The sequence below is a fragment of the Flavobacterium rivuli WB 3.3-2 = DSM 21788 genome (genome assembly GCF_000378485.1).
Lineage (GTDB): Bacteria > Bacteroidota > Bacteroidia > Flavobacteriales > Flavobacteriaceae > Flavobacterium > Flavobacterium rivuli.
In genome coordinates, this window is sequence record NZ_KB899977.1 from 35,324 (window position 1) to 52,943 (window position 17,620).

Annotated in this window: 16 protein-coding genes; 11 read left to right on the forward strand and 5 right to left on the reverse strand. The window is 38.8% G+C overall.

Annotated features, from left to right (window positions below; translation table 11 throughout):
• Nucleotides 1-6 precede the first annotated feature (6 nt).
• Nucleotides 7-1,248, reverse strand: coding sequence for an AbiH family protein (locus tag F565_RS0119105; protein ID WP_020214853.1), 1,242 nt, complete (start codon nucleotides 1,246-1,248; stop codon nucleotides 7-9).
• Nucleotides 1,249-1,522: 274 nt separating this feature from the next.
• On the opposite strand from F565_RS0119105, the gene F565_RS0119110 reads away from it, so the two are divergent.
• From F565_RS0119110 to F565_RS0119125, 4 genes are all read left to right on the forward strand, one after another.
• Nucleotides 1,523-2,713 carry a phosphoglycerate kinase gene (locus tag F565_RS0119110; RefSeq protein WP_020214854.1) on the forward strand — a complete coding sequence of 397 codons (1,191 nt, stop codon included), beginning with the start codon at nucleotides 1,523-1,525 and terminating at the stop codon, nucleotides 2,711-2,713.
• Nucleotides 2,714-2,806: 93 nt separating this feature from the next.
• On the forward strand, nucleotides 2,807-4,537 hold the full coding sequence (locus F565_RS0119115) for a lytic transglycosylase domain-containing protein (RefSeq protein WP_020214855.1): 1,731 nt from the start codon (nucleotides 2,807-2,809) through the stop codon (nucleotides 4,535-4,537).
• On the forward strand, nucleotides 4,538-5,536 hold the full coding sequence (locus tag F565_RS0119120) for a DUF4837 family protein (RefSeq protein WP_020214856.1): 999 nt from the start codon (nucleotides 4,538-4,540) through the stop codon (nucleotides 5,534-5,536).
• Complete coding sequence (locus F565_RS0119125) at nucleotides 5,533-5,979, forward strand: GNAT family N-acetyltransferase (protein WP_020214857.1); 447 nt, start codon at nucleotides 5,533-5,535, stop codon at nucleotides 5,977-5,979. The genes F565_RS0119120 and F565_RS0119125 overlap by 4 nt, the downstream gene beginning before the upstream one ends.
• A gap of 192 nt (nucleotides 5,980-6,171) precedes the next feature.
• On the opposite strand, the gene F565_RS0119130 is transcribed toward F565_RS0119125, so the two are convergent.
• The 4 genes from F565_RS0119130 to F565_RS0119145 all read right to left on the reverse strand — a co-directional run bounded on the left by F565_RS0119130 (nucleotide 6,172) and on the right by F565_RS0119145 (nucleotide 11,537).
• Entirely contained in the window at nucleotides 6,172-6,987 is an 816-nt protein-coding gene (locus F565_RS0119130) for an OmpA family protein (protein ID WP_020214858.1), read from the reverse strand.
• 16 nt (nucleotides 6,988-7,003) lie between these two features.
• Nucleotides 7,004-8,974, reverse strand: coding sequence for a KUP/HAK/KT family potassium transporter (locus tag F565_RS0119135; RefSeq protein ID WP_020214859.1), 1,971 nt, complete (start codon nucleotides 8,972-8,974; stop codon nucleotides 7,004-7,006).
• A 378-nt stretch (nucleotides 8,975-9,352) separates the two neighbouring features.
• Entirely contained in the window at nucleotides 9,353-10,993 is a 1,641-nt protein-coding gene (locus F565_RS0119140) for a S41 family peptidase (protein ID WP_026300183.1), read from the reverse strand.
• A 142-nt stretch (nucleotides 10,994-11,135) separates the two neighbouring features.
• Nucleotides 11,136-11,537, reverse strand: coding sequence for a ribonuclease P protein component (locus F565_RS0119145; protein WP_020214861.1), 402 nt, complete (start codon nucleotides 11,535-11,537; stop codon nucleotides 11,136-11,138).
• Between the two features lie 207 nt (nucleotides 11,538-11,744).
• On the opposite strand from F565_RS0119145, the gene porW reads away from it, so the two are divergent.
• From porW to F565_RS0119180, 7 genes are all read left to right on the forward strand, one after another.
• Nucleotides 11,745-14,438, forward strand: coding sequence for a type IX secretion system periplasmic lipoprotein PorW/SprE (gene porW, locus F565_RS0119150; protein ID WP_020214862.1), 2,694 nt, complete (start codon nucleotides 11,745-11,747; stop codon nucleotides 14,436-14,438).
• A 5-nt stretch (nucleotides 14,439-14,443) separates the two neighbouring features.
• Nucleotides 14,444-14,845 (forward strand): bactofilin family protein, encoded by a 402-nt coding sequence (locus tag F565_RS0119155; protein WP_020214863.1) that lies wholly within the window; start codon nucleotides 14,444-14,446, stop codon nucleotides 14,843-14,845.
• Nucleotides 14,820-15,044: an AtpZ/AtpI family protein gene (locus F565_RS0119160; protein WP_020214864.1), complete on the forward strand. Its 225-nt coding sequence runs from the start codon at nucleotides 14,820-14,822 to the stop codon at nucleotides 15,042-15,044. The genes F565_RS0119155 and F565_RS0119160 overlap by 26 nt, the downstream gene beginning before the upstream one ends.
• A complete protein-coding gene (locus F565_RS22530; RefSeq protein WP_020214865.1) occupies nucleotides 15,044-15,439 on the forward strand; it encodes a DUF6168 family protein in 396 nt (131 codons plus the stop codon). Before F565_RS0119160 ends, F565_RS22530 begins: the two co-directional genes overlap by 1 nt.
• Before the next feature lie 115 nt (nucleotides 15,440-15,554).
• A complete protein-coding gene (gene atpB / locus F565_RS0119170; protein ID WP_035642684.1) occupies nucleotides 15,555-16,781 on the forward strand; it encodes a F0F1 ATP synthase subunit A in 1,227 nt (408 codons plus the stop codon).
• Between the two features lie 52 nt (nucleotides 16,782-16,833).
• A complete protein-coding gene (locus tag F565_RS0119175; protein ID WP_020214867.1) occupies nucleotides 16,834-17,031 on the forward strand; it encodes an ATP synthase F0 subunit C in 198 nt (65 codons plus the stop codon).
• Nucleotides 17,032-17,113: 82 nt separating this feature from the next.
• Nucleotides 17,114-17,614 (forward strand): F0F1 ATP synthase subunit B, encoded by a 501-nt coding sequence (locus F565_RS0119180; protein ID WP_020214868.1) that lies wholly within the window; start codon nucleotides 17,114-17,116, stop codon nucleotides 17,612-17,614.
• Nucleotides 17,615-17,620: the final 6 nt, after the last annotated feature.

A 17,620-nucleotide genomic window follows, 5' to 3' on the forward strand; every position in this document is an offset into this window, starting at 1 on the left:
AAAATATTAGAATAAAGGTTGGCAATATTCTTTATTTACAACTTTATCACGCATAATTACTTTATTATTAAAATTCCGCGAGATATTTCTAACGATGTCGCTATAATTATCACTTTCATTTCTGACATGATAAAAAGGTTTAATTGAAACACAGTTTTTATGCTCAAATAGTGTATTTAATAATGTGCGATCTGAGATCCCACAAGAATGACCGAAAAGAAAAATTTGATAACTACCACTGTTTAAGTATTCTAACAATTTTTTATAATTATCTGTTTCTAAGTATTTTATTGATTTTATGTTATCAAGAAACTCATTGTCGTTTAAATTTTCGATAGCTTTATAATCTTCGTCAATTTCGTCACCAAATCCGAAAATTATTGGATTTCTATCTTCTTCTCGAAGGCTACCATGTATATGTATTGAACTACTTGGCACATCCCGGATCACATTAAAATCATTTGCATTTTTATATAGATTCTCTGTTGATGTATAATTAAAATTTAAAAACAGGATATCATCAGGCAATAAGTCGAAATATTCTACAGAAGCTTCTGAAAGTAGTAATTTTCTAAGTTTTTTATTTTTGTGATCTATACCAAGGTAAGATATCAAATTTTGCTTCTCTGTATCTAAATCTTGCATATCAATATTATCATCATTCAAACCAATGATATCTTTCGCAATTTTTGCATACTCAACTGCTACTTTTGTATTTATAGACTCCTCTGCAAAATCTTTTAATTTAAAGTTTGAGTAAATAGCTGATCCTATCCTGTGTTTCAAATTAATATCATCAAATTCAATGTTGAAGTTATTTTCAATTAATACTAAGTATTCTCCTAAGTAATTTTTTATTTTATTAAATTCTTCATTTAATTGAGAAATACCTATTTCTGAATTTGATTCTTTATATGCCTTTTTCAATAAATAATAATATTCATTTTCGATGTCAACCCAATTATGAATTGTTGTTTTATCCGTAATGATTTGTAGAAATTTATTTTTAAAAACCAAATCTCTTATTTTAATAACACTCTGCCGTAAGCATTGATAGTTACAACCTGGAAGCCATGCTGAAGGCACAACTCTTACTATAATTTCATCATTTTCAAATAAACTTTCTGCTCTTTCCTGCTGTACTTTTCTAACAATTTTTTCCCATAGGTAATTCATAAAACTTTGATAACTTGTAGGCATACCATGTGCTAAATCAAAACCATTTCCTATTAAAATTATTCTGTTCATAAATCTTGAATTATTTGCGTACAAGATAATTATTAAAATTTATACTTATTTAAATAATAGCTATTTCGTTTTCGTTTCCCTGCCTCCCCCAAATCTCATTACAAATTTGTACGGTTTTACGGCACATTAAAAAATTTAACATGGGTGTAAACAATTGTAAATAAATGTAATACGTTATAAGTGCAAATGTTTGTCAACATTAATTTGGGTATTTATTAACAAAAAAAGCTATATTTGCCTTCTATCATTTTCTAAACCAAACGGACAACATTATATGAAAACTCTTTCAGACATTAATTTTAAAGATAAAAAAGCCTTAATACGTGTAGATTTTAATGTTCCACTGGATGAAAATTTTTCAGTGACCGACGATAACAGGATCACAGCGGCTAAGCCAACAATCGATAAAATTATTGAAGAGGGAGGAAGCGTTATCCTGATGAGCCACTTAGGCAGGCCTAAAGGTGTTGAGGAGAAATATTCTCTTAAGCACATTGTGGCTAAAGTAAGCGAAGTACTTGGTGTGGAAGTTAAATTTGTAGACGACAGTATAGGCGAAAAAGCCGAAGCTGCCGCTGCTGCTCTTAAACCGGGCGAAGTACTATTACTTGAAAATCTTCGTTTTTATAAGGAAGAAGAAGCCGGAGATGAGGAGTTTGCCGGTAAACTGGCTAAACTGGGCGATGTTTATGTAAATGATGCTTTTGGTACTGCACACCGTGCGCACGCTTCTACAACTATTATTGCGAAATTTTTCCCTGAGGATAAAGTGTTTGGCTTACTTCTTGCAAAAGAGATCGAGAGCCTTGACAAGGTGTTAAAAAACAGTGAAAGGCCGGTAACTGCCGTATTAGGTGGTAGTAAAGTATCGTCTAAAATTACTGTTATAGAGAACATTCTTGATAAGGTAGACAACCTTATCCTGGGTGGCGGAATGACCTTTACGTTTGTTAAAGCTGAAGGCGGTAAGGTAGGGAACTCTATTTGTGAAGACGACAAACAGGACCTTGCTTTGGAGATTTTGGCTAAAGCCAAAGAAAAGAATGTAAAAGTATTTATACCTGTAGACGTTATTGCAGCCGATGGCTTTAAAAACGATGCTAATACACAGGTGGTTGATGTTAGGGAAATTCCTGACGGATGGGAAGGCCTTGATGCCGGACCAAAATCGTTAGAGATATTTAAAGAGGTTATCCTTAACTCTAAAACAATACTTTGGAATGGCCCACTTGGGGTTTTTGAGATGGAAAACTTTGCTAAAGGCACCATTGCCCTTGGTAATTTTATAGCTGAGGCTACAGAGAAAGGCGCATTCTCACTTGTGGGTGGTGGCGACTCGGTAGCGGCGGTAAAACAATTTGGCCTTGAGCCTAAAATGAGCTATGTATCTACAGGTGGCGGTGCCATGCTGGAAATGCTGGAAGGCAAAACACTTCCCGGTATTGCTGCAATACTTGAGGCATAGTGTTAAAGTTTACAATAGAATACAAAATTTAAAGTTATACGTAACATTGTTGCTTTGCAATACGTTGTAATTTAACTTACTAAGGAGTAAATTATGAATAAAAAAAGAACATTGTCATTAGTAGCCGCCGTGGTGTCTGTAGCAGGTTTTGCACAGACCAGCGCACAGGCTGACAACACATTGCTGATTAAGCCTGAAATTAAATTATCATATCTTGATTCGATAAAATCTACCTTTACACGTCATGAGGGCATGGCTAAAATAGACAGCCTGTGGATGAAGGAAATGGCAAACGACGACCTGTATGCAAATATGCAGGAAGACCTTGCCAGGATTAACCCCGATGAAGATGTTGATTTTAGCCTGAACACTGACTTACTGAAAGAAAGGCTTGCCAAGCTGGATGCTAACTCTCCTTTTAATATTGAGTACAGTAAAGGCTTAGAGAATATTATTAAGTCGTACTTAAAGAACAGGCCAAGAAGTTACGAGCGCCTTATGGCAATATCGGAATACTACTTCCCAATGTTCGAAGAGCATCTTGCAAAATACAATGTGCCTCTGGAAATTAAATATTTAGCTGTTATAGAGTCGGCATTAAACCCAAGGGCAAAATCAAGGGTAGGTGCAGCAGGATTATGGCAGTTTATGTATCCTACAGGTAAACAATACAATCTTGAAGTTAACAGCTACGTAGACGAAAGGAGCGATCCTTTAAAAGCTACTGAGGCTGCCTGCCAGTACCTTACAAGCCTTTACAACATTTTTGGCGACTGGGATCTGGTTTTAGCATCTTACAATGCAGGCCCGGGTAACGTTACCAAGGCTATACGCCGCAGTGGTACTTATAAAAACTACTGGAACATTCGTAAAAACCTGCCTAAAGAAACCCAGGCATACAACCCTACGTTCCTTGCTACTATGTATATTTATGAGTATGCTAAAGAGCATGGTATTAAGGCAAAAAAAGCACCGCTTACCTATTTTGAAACAGATACCTTAATGGTAAAACGCCAAATGTCGTTTAAGCAGCTTGCCAGTGTTTTAGATGTTCCTGTTAGCCAGTTACAATTCTTAAACCCTATTTACAAGCTTGATGTTATTCCTTACACTACAGCTAAAGCTCATTTTTTAAGGCTTCCTAAAGATAAGATAGGCTTATTTGCATCTAACGAAAAAGCGATCTATGCCTATATAGACCACGAAGATGCCAAGCGTGAAAGGCCGCACTTTAGTGTAACTCCCGATAGGGAAGAGGCGTATGCTTCTAACTACAGGGCTGCTAAAAAGAAAAGCGCTATAGCTACATCTTCTAAAACGCACGTTGTAAAACGTGGAGATAACCTGGGAGATATAGCGAACAACTATGGTGTTAGCGTTGCCGATCTAAAAAAATGGAATAAAATTAAGGGTAATAACATAATGGCAGGGCAAAGGATAAAAATCCTTAAGAATACTACTGTTACTGTTCCCGACGTTGAAGAGGCTATTGCTGCAAAAGACACTAAACCTGCTGATAAGAACAATGCAACATCTAAGGCTGCAGCACTTGTCAAGACGGATAACGGTGTTGAGGTTGCTGATTGTGATAACGCTGCCCCTACGGCTGCGGAAAACAGAAGTGCTATGGCATCTGCTTCTAAAAGATCTCGTGAAGCTACTTACGAAGAGGCAAGGCTTTACATTGTGCAAAAAGGAGATTCGCTGTTTAGCATTGCAAGGAAACATCCTGGCGTTACGGTAGAGAACCTTAAAAAATGGAATGAAATTAACGGCGAGAGCATTCAGCCGGGAATGAAACTGAAAGTGGGCGACATAAACTAAATGTCTTATACATATCCTATAATGAAAAGGGTGCAGCAAATAATAGCGTTCGCGGTAATTATTTGCTGCATTTTTTCTTGTTCTAAAAGCAAGACAGATACCGCTATATCCGAAGGGGAGATTAACGAGATATCTGTAATAATAAGCGATGTATTGTGGAATGGCGAAGTGGGCGACAGCCTGCGCAAAAAACTTGCGGCACCGGTAGATGGCTTAAATATGGAAGAACCCATTTTTACCATCAATCAGTACCATGAGCAGTCTTTTGGTGGCGACCTAAAGCGTGGCCGCAATATAATTTTTGTAGAAAAAGGAGATAAAAAGAACTTCGATTTTAAGCAGGATAATGTATGCACGCCGCAAAATACCTTTACTATTACCGGCAAAAACACGGCACAGATTCTGGAGCTTATACAAATGCACGCCGATGAGATTATTAAAACCATACGCCAGACAGAAATTGCGGTTAACCAAAAACGCAATGAGAAGGCCGGCCTTATGGATACTAAAGATTTTGCAGGTAAGTATGGTATAACTATAAAAATGCCTGCGGCTTACAAGCCGGCACTGCAAATGGATAATTTTTTATGGCTAAAAAAAGAAATTCCCGGGGGCAATACTAACATGCTGCTGTACCGTGTGCCTTTTAATGTTATAGATAACAAAAAGGACATGATCAATAATATTATAAAAATGCGCGACTCCATTGGTACGCGCTATATTCATGGTCAGGAAAAAGGCACCTTTATGCTTACTGAGGAGGCTTATTCGCCTTATGTTTTCATGACCAGTTTTAACGATAAGCGTGCCTTCGAAACCCGTGGCAACTGGGAGATGGAGAACGACTTTATGAATGGCCCCTTTGTTAACTACGCCATACGCGACGAGAAGAATAAATGCTACCTCGTTATCGAGGGCTTTATTTACAGCCCGTCATCGCCCAAGCGCGACCTTATTGTCGAATTAGAATCAATTATTAAGTCGGTTACCTTTTTATGAGTATACAATTTAAAATAAAGCCGTTTAACGAGCTTTCTGTGGCTGAACTATACCAGGTGTTACAATTACGCAGTGAAGTCTTTGTAGTAGAGCAAAACTGCGTTTACCAGGATATAGATGGTAAAGACAGCAAAGCATTGCACGTGCTTGGCATGTTTGAAGATGATATAGTAGCTTATGCGCGACTTTTTGCGCCAGGATATTACTTTGATAATGCCTCTATAGGGCGCGTTGTTATAAACGCTAATTACCGCGACCGTAAATGGGGCCATAGCCTGATGGAGGCTGCCATTGCCGGTATTAAAGAACACTACGGTCAGGATGCTATAACCATTTCTGCACAACTATATTTAAAGAATTTTTATGAAGGTCATGGTTTTATCCGGGAAGGCGAAGAATATCTGGAAGATGATATCCCACATATCAGGATGAACAGGAATTAGAAATTGTAAAGTCTATTTTAATTATCAAACAATTGAGAAAGATCAATAGTTGTCTATCCAATTAAGTATGTAACACACCCCTAACCCCTCTCAAGAGGGGAATAACTACACTCATTGTCAGAATAGCAATATCCATAAAAAAAGCCGCATCCTTTATCGGGAATGCGGCTTTTGTAATTTATGTTTCTTGGTTTACACTTTGGTTATAACCAGTTCTACGCGGCGGTCATATTCAGATCCTTTCCCTAACGATTTTGTGTTGCCATAGCCCTTATACGTCATTCGGGTAGGGGCGATCCTTTTGGTCAGGAAAAATTTATATACTGTTTTAGCCCTGTTTGCGCTTAATTCTCTTTTACGTGTGCCTTTATCTATAGCCTCTTTCTGAAAGGTAGGTGTACAACATATATGGCCCTGTATTTCAAAGTTGAGATTCCTGTATTTTTGCAGCAATTTTGCCACTTTTTCCAGCTCAAGCCTTGATTTTCCCGTTAGCTGGCTGCTGCCACGCTCAAACAATATGTTTTCAAGATAAATACGGTCGCCTATAATAAGATCCTGCTTAACGGCATTATACATACCCGGATCCATTTTTGGCGGCGGTACGGGCTTAAAATTAACCACAACATCTACACGGCGGTTTTTAGAGCGGGCTTCGGTTTTATTGTCTATATCCTCATCAAGCATTATACGCCCCTTACCCTCAATAGTAATGATAATTTTGCTTTTTACACCTTTAGCCATAAGCGCATCGCGAATGGTGCCTGCCCTGTTATTGCTTAGTTTGTAGTTGTAAGCATCTTTCCCTCTGTCGTCGCAGTACCCGTAAATTTGTATAGTTTCTATACGTGTTGTGTCTACTGCCTTAACAAAAGCTACAAGATTATCACCCTGTTTGCTATCCATATTAAATTTATCAAATTCAAAATAAACAGAAAATACTGTTTCTTCCTGCGCCCACAGGGCTGCCGGAAGCATAAGCATAAGGATGTAAAAAAGCTGCTTCATTTTTAAAAATAAGGAATTACTGTTTTTCTTCTATTCGGTGTAAATTAATATCTTCCGGCGGGTGAATGATAATTGGGTATTGCTCCACCTTTACAGAGCTGTTATCGAGCCCAAAGGCACGGCCTTCGCTAAGGCTCACTTTTTTAAGCTGGAAATAAATATCAAGCACAATCCTTTCATACCAAGGCAATTCGTTATCGTAAGACATAAATTTCTCGATAATAACAAACTTAAAGTCGCCTATTACATTATTCCTGTTAAGCGATTCGTAACGGCTGGTAATATCTACCTCACCTTTTTTAACCATGTCGCGCACCACCTGTTTAAACATTAGGTTTATGCGTGGCTGCACCCTAAAGCCAAGGTAAAAATCGATACGGATAACATCGTCTTTCATAATTTCGCGAACGCGGTAATCCATACGGTATGGTTCGTCTACCACATTAACGTGCAGGAACCAGTAAATATCGGCACGCTTAGGCCTTTTTTGCAGTATCGAATAAATAATTTTCGACTCTATTTCATCGCCTAAATTTGCATTGGTCATATATACCAGGTGCGTTGCATATTTAGGTATGCTTGGGTCATTACTTAGTTCGGCAAGTACGTTCTTGTAATTATCTATTTTTGTAAACTCGGTATATTCACTACGTATGCGCTTAGCAGTGTGCCATATACCCATAACGGCAGCAAGAAGCCCTGCAATTATAAGCGACACATAACCACCGTGTTCAAACTTGCTCATGTTAGCTACAAGGAACGAAAATTCTATAGTAAAATAAACTGCAATGGTAGCCAGTATAAAGAATGGGTTATAGCGTTTCATGACCATGTAGTAACCCAGCAGGGTAGTGGTCATTATCATACATAATACAATGGCAAGTCCATAAGCGGCCTCCATCCTGCTCGATTCCTGAAAGTGTAATGTTACAAATACACACCCCCAAAATAGTAGCCAGTTGATAGACGGTATGTAAATTTGGCCCTTTAATTCGGTTGGGAATTTTACAAGTACTTTAGGCCAAAGATTAAGGCGCATGGCCTCGCTTATCAGTGTAAACGAACCGCTTATTAACGCCTGCGATGCAATTACTGCCGCAGCCGTTGCAATGGCAATACCAAAAGGCAGGAACCAGTCGGGCATTAAAAGGTAAAAGGGGTTACCCGGCACGTTAGGGTTGCTGTTTAAGGTAGCAAGTGTTTTGCCGGCATGCTGTATAAGATAGGCACCCTGGCCAAAATAATTAATTACAAGCATGCTTTTTACAAACACCCAGCTTACACGAATGTTGCTGCGGCCAGTGTGGCCCATATCGCTATATAAAGCTTCTGCCCCCGTTGTACATAAAAACACAAAGCCCAATACATAAAAGCCATCATCGTGAACGGTAAGTAGATTAAATGCATAATATGGGTTAAGCGCTTTTAGAACAGATATATTCTGAATCATAGGAATAATACCCAATATCCCAAGCATACCAAACCATATAAGCATCATTGGGCCAAAAAATTTGCCTATAAAAGAGGTTCCAAATTTTTGTATAACAAAGAGTACAAATAAAATACCCACCACAATGGGTACAGTATTAATATCTGGATTATAAATCCTGAGCCCCTCTATAGCAGAAGACACCGATACGGGAGGTGTAATGATACCATCGGCCAACAGGGCACTACCACCAATAATTGCCGGCAATATAAGCCCTTTCTTTTTAAGCCTTTTTACAAGGGTATAAAGCGAAAAAATTCCACCTTCGCCTTTGTTATCGGCCTGTAGGGTAAGCATTACATATTTTACTGTAGTTTGCAGGGTAAGAGTCCAAAAGATACAGGATAATGCTCCTAATACCACTTCTTCCCTTATAGCGACAGCGCCTATAATTGCTTTCATTGTATATAATGGAGATGTACCAATGTCGCCATATATAATTCCCAAAGTAACGAGGAGTCCTCCTGCAGTTAATTTGTTGAGGTGTTTTCCGCTCACGGTAAAATAGAGTTTTTAAACAACAAAGTTAAGTGATTTTCATTCAATAGCCTTGTTTAGAGGGTAATATTTAATTGTTGATAAAAATGTGAGTTTTAAGGCAATATTTTGCGATTTACATTTACTAAACATTGTTAAACTGGCAATTTATTTTGTTTTATGTCAATGTGTTGTAGTTAAAATTAAAAAGGATTTTAATGTTTAAAAATTTGTTACCGTTTTTTTGCTGTTTAGAGACTACTGCTCTATAATGCTGAGCATAATTTTGGCATCGCCTGTTTAATATTGTTGTTCTCCGTTCTGTACGATAGAGACGCATTCAATGCGTCTCTAATACGATTTCAAAAAAAATCCCCGGCCTAAGCCGGGGGATCCTTATTATTTTTTAGTAAGTAATTTGCTGTATTCCGCAGTATTGTTAATTAAGGCTGCAGCCTTTTTAATTTCGGGGTTACTGGTAGTATAATACTTATAAAGTCCTTCTTTATACTGGTAGCGTTTTATAAGCTCATCGGTTATAAGCTGTTTGATTTCCTGTTTGTGGGCGGTAAGCTCTTTCTCTTCGCTTTTTTGCAGGGAGGTAAGCAATGCCTGGTATTCTACTGCTATGCTTGCATCTACTTTTTCTTTTTTAGCAACTACAAGAGTTTCTTTCAATGCTTTTTCAGTTTCGGTATCAAACTCAAAATTTTCTTTTTTCAGGTATGCCTTAAACGACTCAAAGTCGGCATCGCTAATATTAGGAATCGTGGTTCCTAAATTTGGATTTTTATAATAATAAGTAGTCGCATAATTAAAGATACCATCTTTACGGATAAGCGCATCGGCAATAGCGCTTTGTTTGCTTTCTTCAAACTCTACATCGGGCAGGATACCGCCGCCGTCATAAACAGTACGCCCGTTACGGGTTTTAAACGCGTTGTAATTTTTCTTGTCAATACGAATGGCTTTACCATCGGCATCTTTATGAGTATAATCAAGCGCCTGTATGCCACGGCCGGAAGGGGTGTAATATCTTGATATGGTTACTTTTACCTGTGTGCCATACGTAAGGTCGAGCGGACGCTGAACCAGTCCCTTACCAAAACTCCTGCTGCCCACAATAACGGCACGGTCTAAATCCTGCAACGCCCCCGAAACAATTTCTGATGCTGAGGCACTATGCCCATCTACCAAAACCACAAGCGGAATTTCAAGGTCAACCGGAGGTTTAGATGTTTTATAAGTATTGTTATACTTTTCGTTCTTAGATTTTGTGGTAACAATAATTTCGCCCTCTTTTACAAACAGGCTGCAAATATTAACAGCCTCATTAAGTAATCCGCCCGGGTTGCCCCTTAGATCTAAAATAATATTTTTTGCCCCTTTACCTTTAAGGTCTATAAGTGCAGCTTTGGTTTCGCTTGATGCTTTACCATTAAATGCCGAAAGTACTATATAGCCAGTTTCTTTACCCACCATGGCAAAGTAAGGTACTGCCTTAACATCTACCTCGCTAAGTACAATTTGCGCATTTACAGGTTTGCTCTGGCGCATGTACTGTATATCAACTTTAGTATTCTTGCTGCCTTTAAGCAATTCGCTGGCATCTTCCTTAAAATCGGCAAGAGATATATCGCCTATCTTAACAATTTCATCGCCCGCTTTAAGACCGGCTTTATCGGCAGGGTAGTCTTTATAAACTTCCTTAATAATAAGCTTACCCTCTTTACGGGTAATAAGCGCCCCTATGCCGGTATATTCGCCGGTATTGTTTATTTTAAATTTAGCAACATCCTGCTCGTTAAAATAAACGGTGTAGGGATCCAAATCCTCCAGCATGCTTTTTATGGCTTTATCCATAAGCTGCCCCGGGTTAGTCTCGTCTACATAATTTGTATTAACGGTTTTATACAGGGTAGTAAAAATTTCTATTTGTTTTGCGATCTCAAAAAAGTCGTCTTTAAAGCTTGCCCCAACAAACAAAAACCCTACGGCTACGGCCGGGAGGACATATTTTTTCTTTAGTCTTTTAAGCATTGGTATCTTTTCTTTAAATTTTTTTGCGAATGGTACTAAACGCATTCACGAAAATAAGGATAATTAGTCAAATTTTGCAGGTAAAGCACAAAGTAACTGCTTAGGTTATAAAACGATGAAAAAGAATAATTAGTACAGGCAATTATAAGTTACTTTCCTGCAGGCCTTCCTGTAACAAAAACTTCTCGAAAAGCTGAATGGTTTTGGCGTTTATCTCCTCATAGCTAAGCCTGTCTTTAGCCTGGTAAAAAAACATAAGGCTGTAAGGCTTATCAAGCTTATCAGTTAAAATGTGCTTGTTAAGGCGGTAGGTTTCGCGCAGTACACGCTTAAAGTAATTGCGGTCGTGGGCTTTCTTAAAATATTTCTTAGAAACAGAAACCCCCATTTTTATCGGCCCATCGGCATCAGCTTCTTCTGTAGGCATATACACAAGCCTCAATGGGTATTTTGATACCGATTTTCCATCGGTAAACAAAAGGCCTATTGTGGTGCGGCTTTTAAGTTTTTCGGCCTTGGGGTATGTAAATTTTTTTGGTTCCATGCGGCTGCAAAGGTACAGTTTTTAGCCTTTTTATAAATACGGCCATGCACTTTAAAATATGTTATGGCAATGTGGGCTATATTAAGCTTGATTATTTGCCGCCCTGATTTTTTGCTAAAAATTATTCACTTAACAAAAAGAAGTGTATTTTTACCCCTCCCTATACTAAAATAGGATTTTAAAAGTTAAGGATAAAAATCTTTTACATTGAAAACCAGCACACATAAATATATATATCTTTTTGGGGCCCTGGGCCTTGGGCTTGCCTGTTCTACTAAAAAAGATACTTTTGTTAACCGTAATTTTCATGCGGTAAATACTAAGTATAACGTTATGTATAACGGTAACAATGCGCTAACGGCAGGTATTGTAGACCTTAAATCTACGTATGCCGATAATTATTGGGATATTTTACCCATAGAGCGCATGCAGCCCACTACCGAGGAAATGGAACCTACAGATAAGCGTAATGCAAACTTTGAAAGGGCCGAGACCAAAGCAACGAAAGCCATACAAAAACACTCTATGAACATAGGTGGCAGTGAGCGCAACCCACAAATGGACGAAGCCCACCTGCTGCTTGGCCAGTCGCGTTATTATGATAACCGCTTTGTGCCTGCGCTGGAGGCGTTTAATTATGTATTGTATAAATATCCCGGCAGCAGCCGTATAGATGAGGTTAAGGTATGGCGCGAAAAAACCAACATTAGGTTAGAAAATGATGGTATTGCCATAAAAAACCTTAAGAAATTACTTAAAGAAAAACAGGGGCAAATGGATGAGCAAATTTATGCCGATGCCAATGCTATCCTTGCCCAGGCGTATGTAAAAATTAATGCGCCCGATAGTGCTTTGTTTGTGCTTAAAAAAGCCATAGCAGCATCTAAAGATAACGAGAAAACAGCCCGTTATAATTTTATACTTGGCCAGTTATACAGCAAACAACGCATGCCCGATAGTGCTTATGCCGCTTACCAGAACGTTATAGACATGAAACGCCGCTCGCCACGCATTTACGTAATTCAGGCGCATGCCATGCAGGCGGGCCAGTTTGACTACAAGGCGGGCGATACCCTTGCCTTTATGAAAAAATACCGCGACCTGCTGGACGATCGCGAAAACAGGCCGTACCTTGATATTATAAACCACCAAGTAGGTTTATTTTATGATAAACAAAATATTAATGATAAGGCAAAGCTGTATTATAATAAATCGCTTAGGCGTAAACCGGCAGACAAATACCTTAGTGCTTCTAACTACCGCAATATTGCCGAAATTAATTTTGAAGAGGCTAAATATGTAAACGCCGGTAAGTACTATGACAGTACAATGGTATATATGGATTTTAGGACGCGTGAGTATAAAAGCATCAAAAAGAAAAGGGACAACCTGGAAGATGTTATTAAATATGAGGCTATAGCCCACGATAATGACAGTATACTTCATATAACATCGTTACCGGCTGCAGGACAGGTTACTTACTTTGAAGATTATATAGTTAAGCTTAAAGCACAGGAAGAATTACAGAAAAAGAAACTTGAAGAAGAGGCCAGGAAACAGGCTAATATAGCACAAAACAGCAGTGCAAGACCTATGTCTCAGGGAAATGGAATGATGGCAGATGATAATTTGACAAGTCCGGCTGCCGCCGCTGCATCTAAAAATACAACATTGGGATCTCAGGCCAATTCTCCGAAAAAAGGGGGCAATGCTGCTGCTGCCGGAGGGCTTACAGCCGGTAAGGCAGGCCCATTCTATTTTTATACGCCGGCAACTGTTGCTTATGGCAGGCAGGAATTTAAAAGCCGATGGGGTAGCAGGGCGTTGGGAGATAACTGGCGTGTAGCATCTGAAATACGCGGAAATGCAGGAAGTGCCGGTAGCGATGAGGATACTGCTGATGGTGATGGAACCGATAGCTTATCGGGCAAAAAGAAAGAGGATATTTTAGACCCCCGATATACTGCTGATTTTTATATAAAACAGTTACCTACAGAGCAAAAGGTTTTAGACAGCCTTGCTAAAGACCGCAATTTTGCCTACTACCAGTTAGGCCTTATCTACAAAGAGAAATTTAAAGAATACCAACGTGCGGCAGATAAGCTTGAAAAACTACTTGTAAATAACCCTGAAGAGCGCTTAGTGCTTCCGGCTAAATACAACCTGTTTAAAATTTATGAGATCATAGACCCGGCTAAAGCTAATGCTTACAAACAGCAAATACTTACGGGCTATCCTGATAGCAGGTATGCAGAAATTATCCGCAACCCAACATCTGATGCGGTGGCGCAAGGCAGCCCCGAGGCTATCTACGCAGCATTGTTTAAAAAATACGAGGCTGGCGAGGTTAGAGAAATACAGGCTCCGCTGGATGAATATATAGAAAAATATACGGGCGAGGAAATAGTGTCTAAATACGATTTCTTAAAAGCAAAAGTAACCGGAAGGCTGCAAGGGCTTGATGAATATAAAAAAGCGCTTAACTATGTAGCACTTACTTATCCTAACAGCTATGAAGGCAAACAGGCCGAAGATATTCTAAAAAAAGAAATACCTGTATTAGAGAAACTGGCATTTGGCCGACCTGCAACAAGCTTTAAAATAATATTTAAGTTTGATGCTAACGACCCTAAGATAAAAACCCTTACAGAAAAGATACAGAAGTTTATAAAAGACGGTAATAACAACAGCATTACCCTGTCTAACGATATTTATACTACTACAGAGAATCTTTTAGTGATACACGGCCTTATAAACAAGCTTGCTGCGGTTGATGCCGTAAGTATTCTTAAAGATTATAAGTCGTATAAAGTAGCTGAAACCCCGGTTATAATTTCTACCGAAGATTATAAGATCGTACAGATTAAAAAATCGTTTGTTCAATATTTAGCAATACAGTAACGGCCATGTTCGAAAAGCAAAAATCGTATACCGACCTGCTGGGTAAAACCAATCGTATTGTAGAGGGCACGGTTATTAAGGGCGATATTATATCGCATGCAGACCTGAGGCTTGACGGTAAGTTAACCGGCAACCTTACTGCCGATGGCCGTATAGTTATAGGACCCGCCGGTAGTGTTACGGGCGATATAAAATGCAAAACCGCCGATATAGAAGGCCGCTTTGATGGCCGTATAGAGGTAGATGAACTATTAAGCATAAAGGCTAAAGCAAATATAACGGGCGAAGTAATTGCCGGTAAACTGGCCGTAGAGCCCGGCGCCGTGTTTACTGCAAGCTGCACCATGCGCAATACCACAAAACAATCTATACCTACTGTAAATGAGCGACAGCAACAAGCCGGATAAAAGCCCTAACAAGTGGCTTGCCCTTATTAATATCCCTTTCCAGATGGGCATTATTATTGTGGGCTTTGCATGGCTGGGCGGTTGGCTCGATAAAAAATATCCTAACCCAAACGAGCTTTATTTTATCATTTTTACAATGCTTGGCGTAGGTATAGCTCTTTATAATGTTATACGCCAGGTAAACCAACTTAACAAATAATGGACAAAAAATTTATTGCCACATTAGTAAAAATGACAGGCATAGCCGCTGCATGCGCTATAGTAAACATATTATTGTATCAAATGCCGCAGCTGCATGACCAGGCAGCTACATTTACATATTCTGTAGCTACGGTTTATGGCCTCTTTTTTGGGTTTGCCGTGATCATACTTTTTGCACTGCATCTAATTGCAAAAAATGATGCATCGCAGGTGGGCTATGTTTTTTTAGGTTTAACCAGCCTTAAAGTTGTTGGTAGCTATTTTTTAGTAGAACCTATATTAGCGAAAACGGTTTCCTTCCCGTCAGAGAGAATCAACTTTTTTGCTGTTTTTATGCTCTTTCTATTTATAGAGGCATATTTTACGGCCATTCTCTTAAACAAAAAACAATAAATTGTTATTAACCCTGCATATTCTTAAAAAAAGTTGTTTTGCGCTGTTGATATATTAATATAAAATGTACCTTTGCGCAAAATTTCAGGACTGTAAAATTAAGAAAGTTAGCAAGATGGTGTTTAACAAACAATTTTTAAAGAACTCATTAACAGCCCTTATTGTTGCTGTACCCCTTATTTCGTTTGCAAATTCTACACAGGATTCTGTGCATGGGGGCGAAGAAGCGTACCATACTGCAAAGTTAGAAAAGCATGGTGAGCAGCACGAAACCGCACACGAGGCAAGCCCGGCCGAAAAAATAAACGACCACATAAGCCATCACTTACAGGATGCCCATGAGTTTGTTTTCTTTTCTGACGAAGCTACCGATGAGCATTTTGGTTTCCCACTACCGGTTATCCTGTTTGATAACGGACTTAAAGTTTTTTCTTCCGCTAAATTTAACCACGGCGAAAGCGTAGCTGAAGCTGATGGTAACTATTATAAGCTTTTTCACGGAAAAATATACAAAACAGATGCTGCCGGCGAGCTTACTTTCGATGAGCACCATCACCCATCTAACGCTATGCCGTTAGATTTTTCTATCACTAAAAACGTAGTTTCTTTACTGCTTACATCATTACTTATATTCCTTTTATTTACAAGCCTTGCAAAAGGTTTCAAGAAAAAAGGGCCAAACGCTTTGCCTACAGGGTTTAACCGCGTGCTTGAGCCACTTGTAATATATGTAAGGGACGAAATTGCCAGGCCAAACATAGGTGAAGCCAAATACAAAAAATTCATGCCTTACCTGCTTACTGTGTTTTTCCTTATCTGGACGCTTAACCTTCTTGGCCTTACGCCACTGGGTATTAACGTTACAGGAAACATTGCGGTAACCGTTTGCCTTGCGTTATTTACATTTGTTATTACTCAGTTTAGTGCAAATAAAGAATATTGGGGTCACATTTTCTGGATGCCGGGTGTACCTGTACCTATGAAGATTGTTCTTGCACCTATAGAGATACTGGGTATGTTTACTAAACCTTTCTCGCTTTTAATACGTTTATTTGCAAACATTACTGCGGGCCACACTGTTGTAATGGGTCTTTTAGCCATAATATTTGTTGGAAAGGCACAGCTTGGAGTAAGCGGTAGTATAGGTACATCGTTACTGCTAACCTTATTTATATCTGTAATAGAGTTGCTTGTAGCATTTCTTCAGGCGTTTATCTTTACTATGCTGTCTTCACTATTTATAGGTATGGCGGTACAGGAGCACGAACATGACCATCATCATGACCATTCACATGGCCATGACAAGCATCATACAGAAGATCCTGAAATCCCTGTAATCTAAAAAATTACAAAACACATTTTAATTTAGAAACTTAATTTAATTATTATATATTATGGAAATTCCAAATTTAGTTGGTGCTGGTCTTATTGTTATCGGAGCTGGTGTAGGTCTTGGTAAAATTGGTGGATCTGCAATGGATGCTATTGCTCGTCAGCCAGAGGCTGCTGGTAAAATCCAGACTGCAATGATCATCATCGGTGCACTACTTGAAGGTCTTGCTTTCGGTGCACTTATCCTTGGTAAAAACTAAGAAAAAACCTAAACATACATCTGCAACGGTTGGTTGCAGATGTTGTTTTTAATTAAAAAACAAACAGTTTAAATATAAAATAATGGATAAGTTAATTAATGATTTTTCGTATGGTTTGTTCTTTTGGCAGGCTATTATATTAGTAATCCTTATTATCCTTCTTGCAAAATTTGCATGGAAACCTATACTTGCCTCTCTTGCTGCCCGCGAGGAAGGTATTACAAATGCAATTGCTGCTGCAGAACTTGCACGCCAGGAAATGCAAAATCTTAAAGCCCAGAATGAAGTGATACTTCAGGAGGCCCGTGCCGAAAGAGATGCAATGATGAAAGAAGCGCGCGAGATAAAAGAGCAAATAATAGCCGATGCTAAAAATGAGGCACAACTTCAGGGTGATAAACTTATAGAGGCTGCTAAAGCAAGCATTGCAAGCGAAAAAAATATTGCAATTGCCGAGCTTAAAAACCAGGTTTCAACCCTATCTGTAGCGATTGCAGAGAAGTTGCTTAAAACAGAACTTTCAAACAAAGAAGCCCAGAACAACCTGGTTGAGAAAATGCTTGAAGACGTTAAACTAAACTAATCCGTA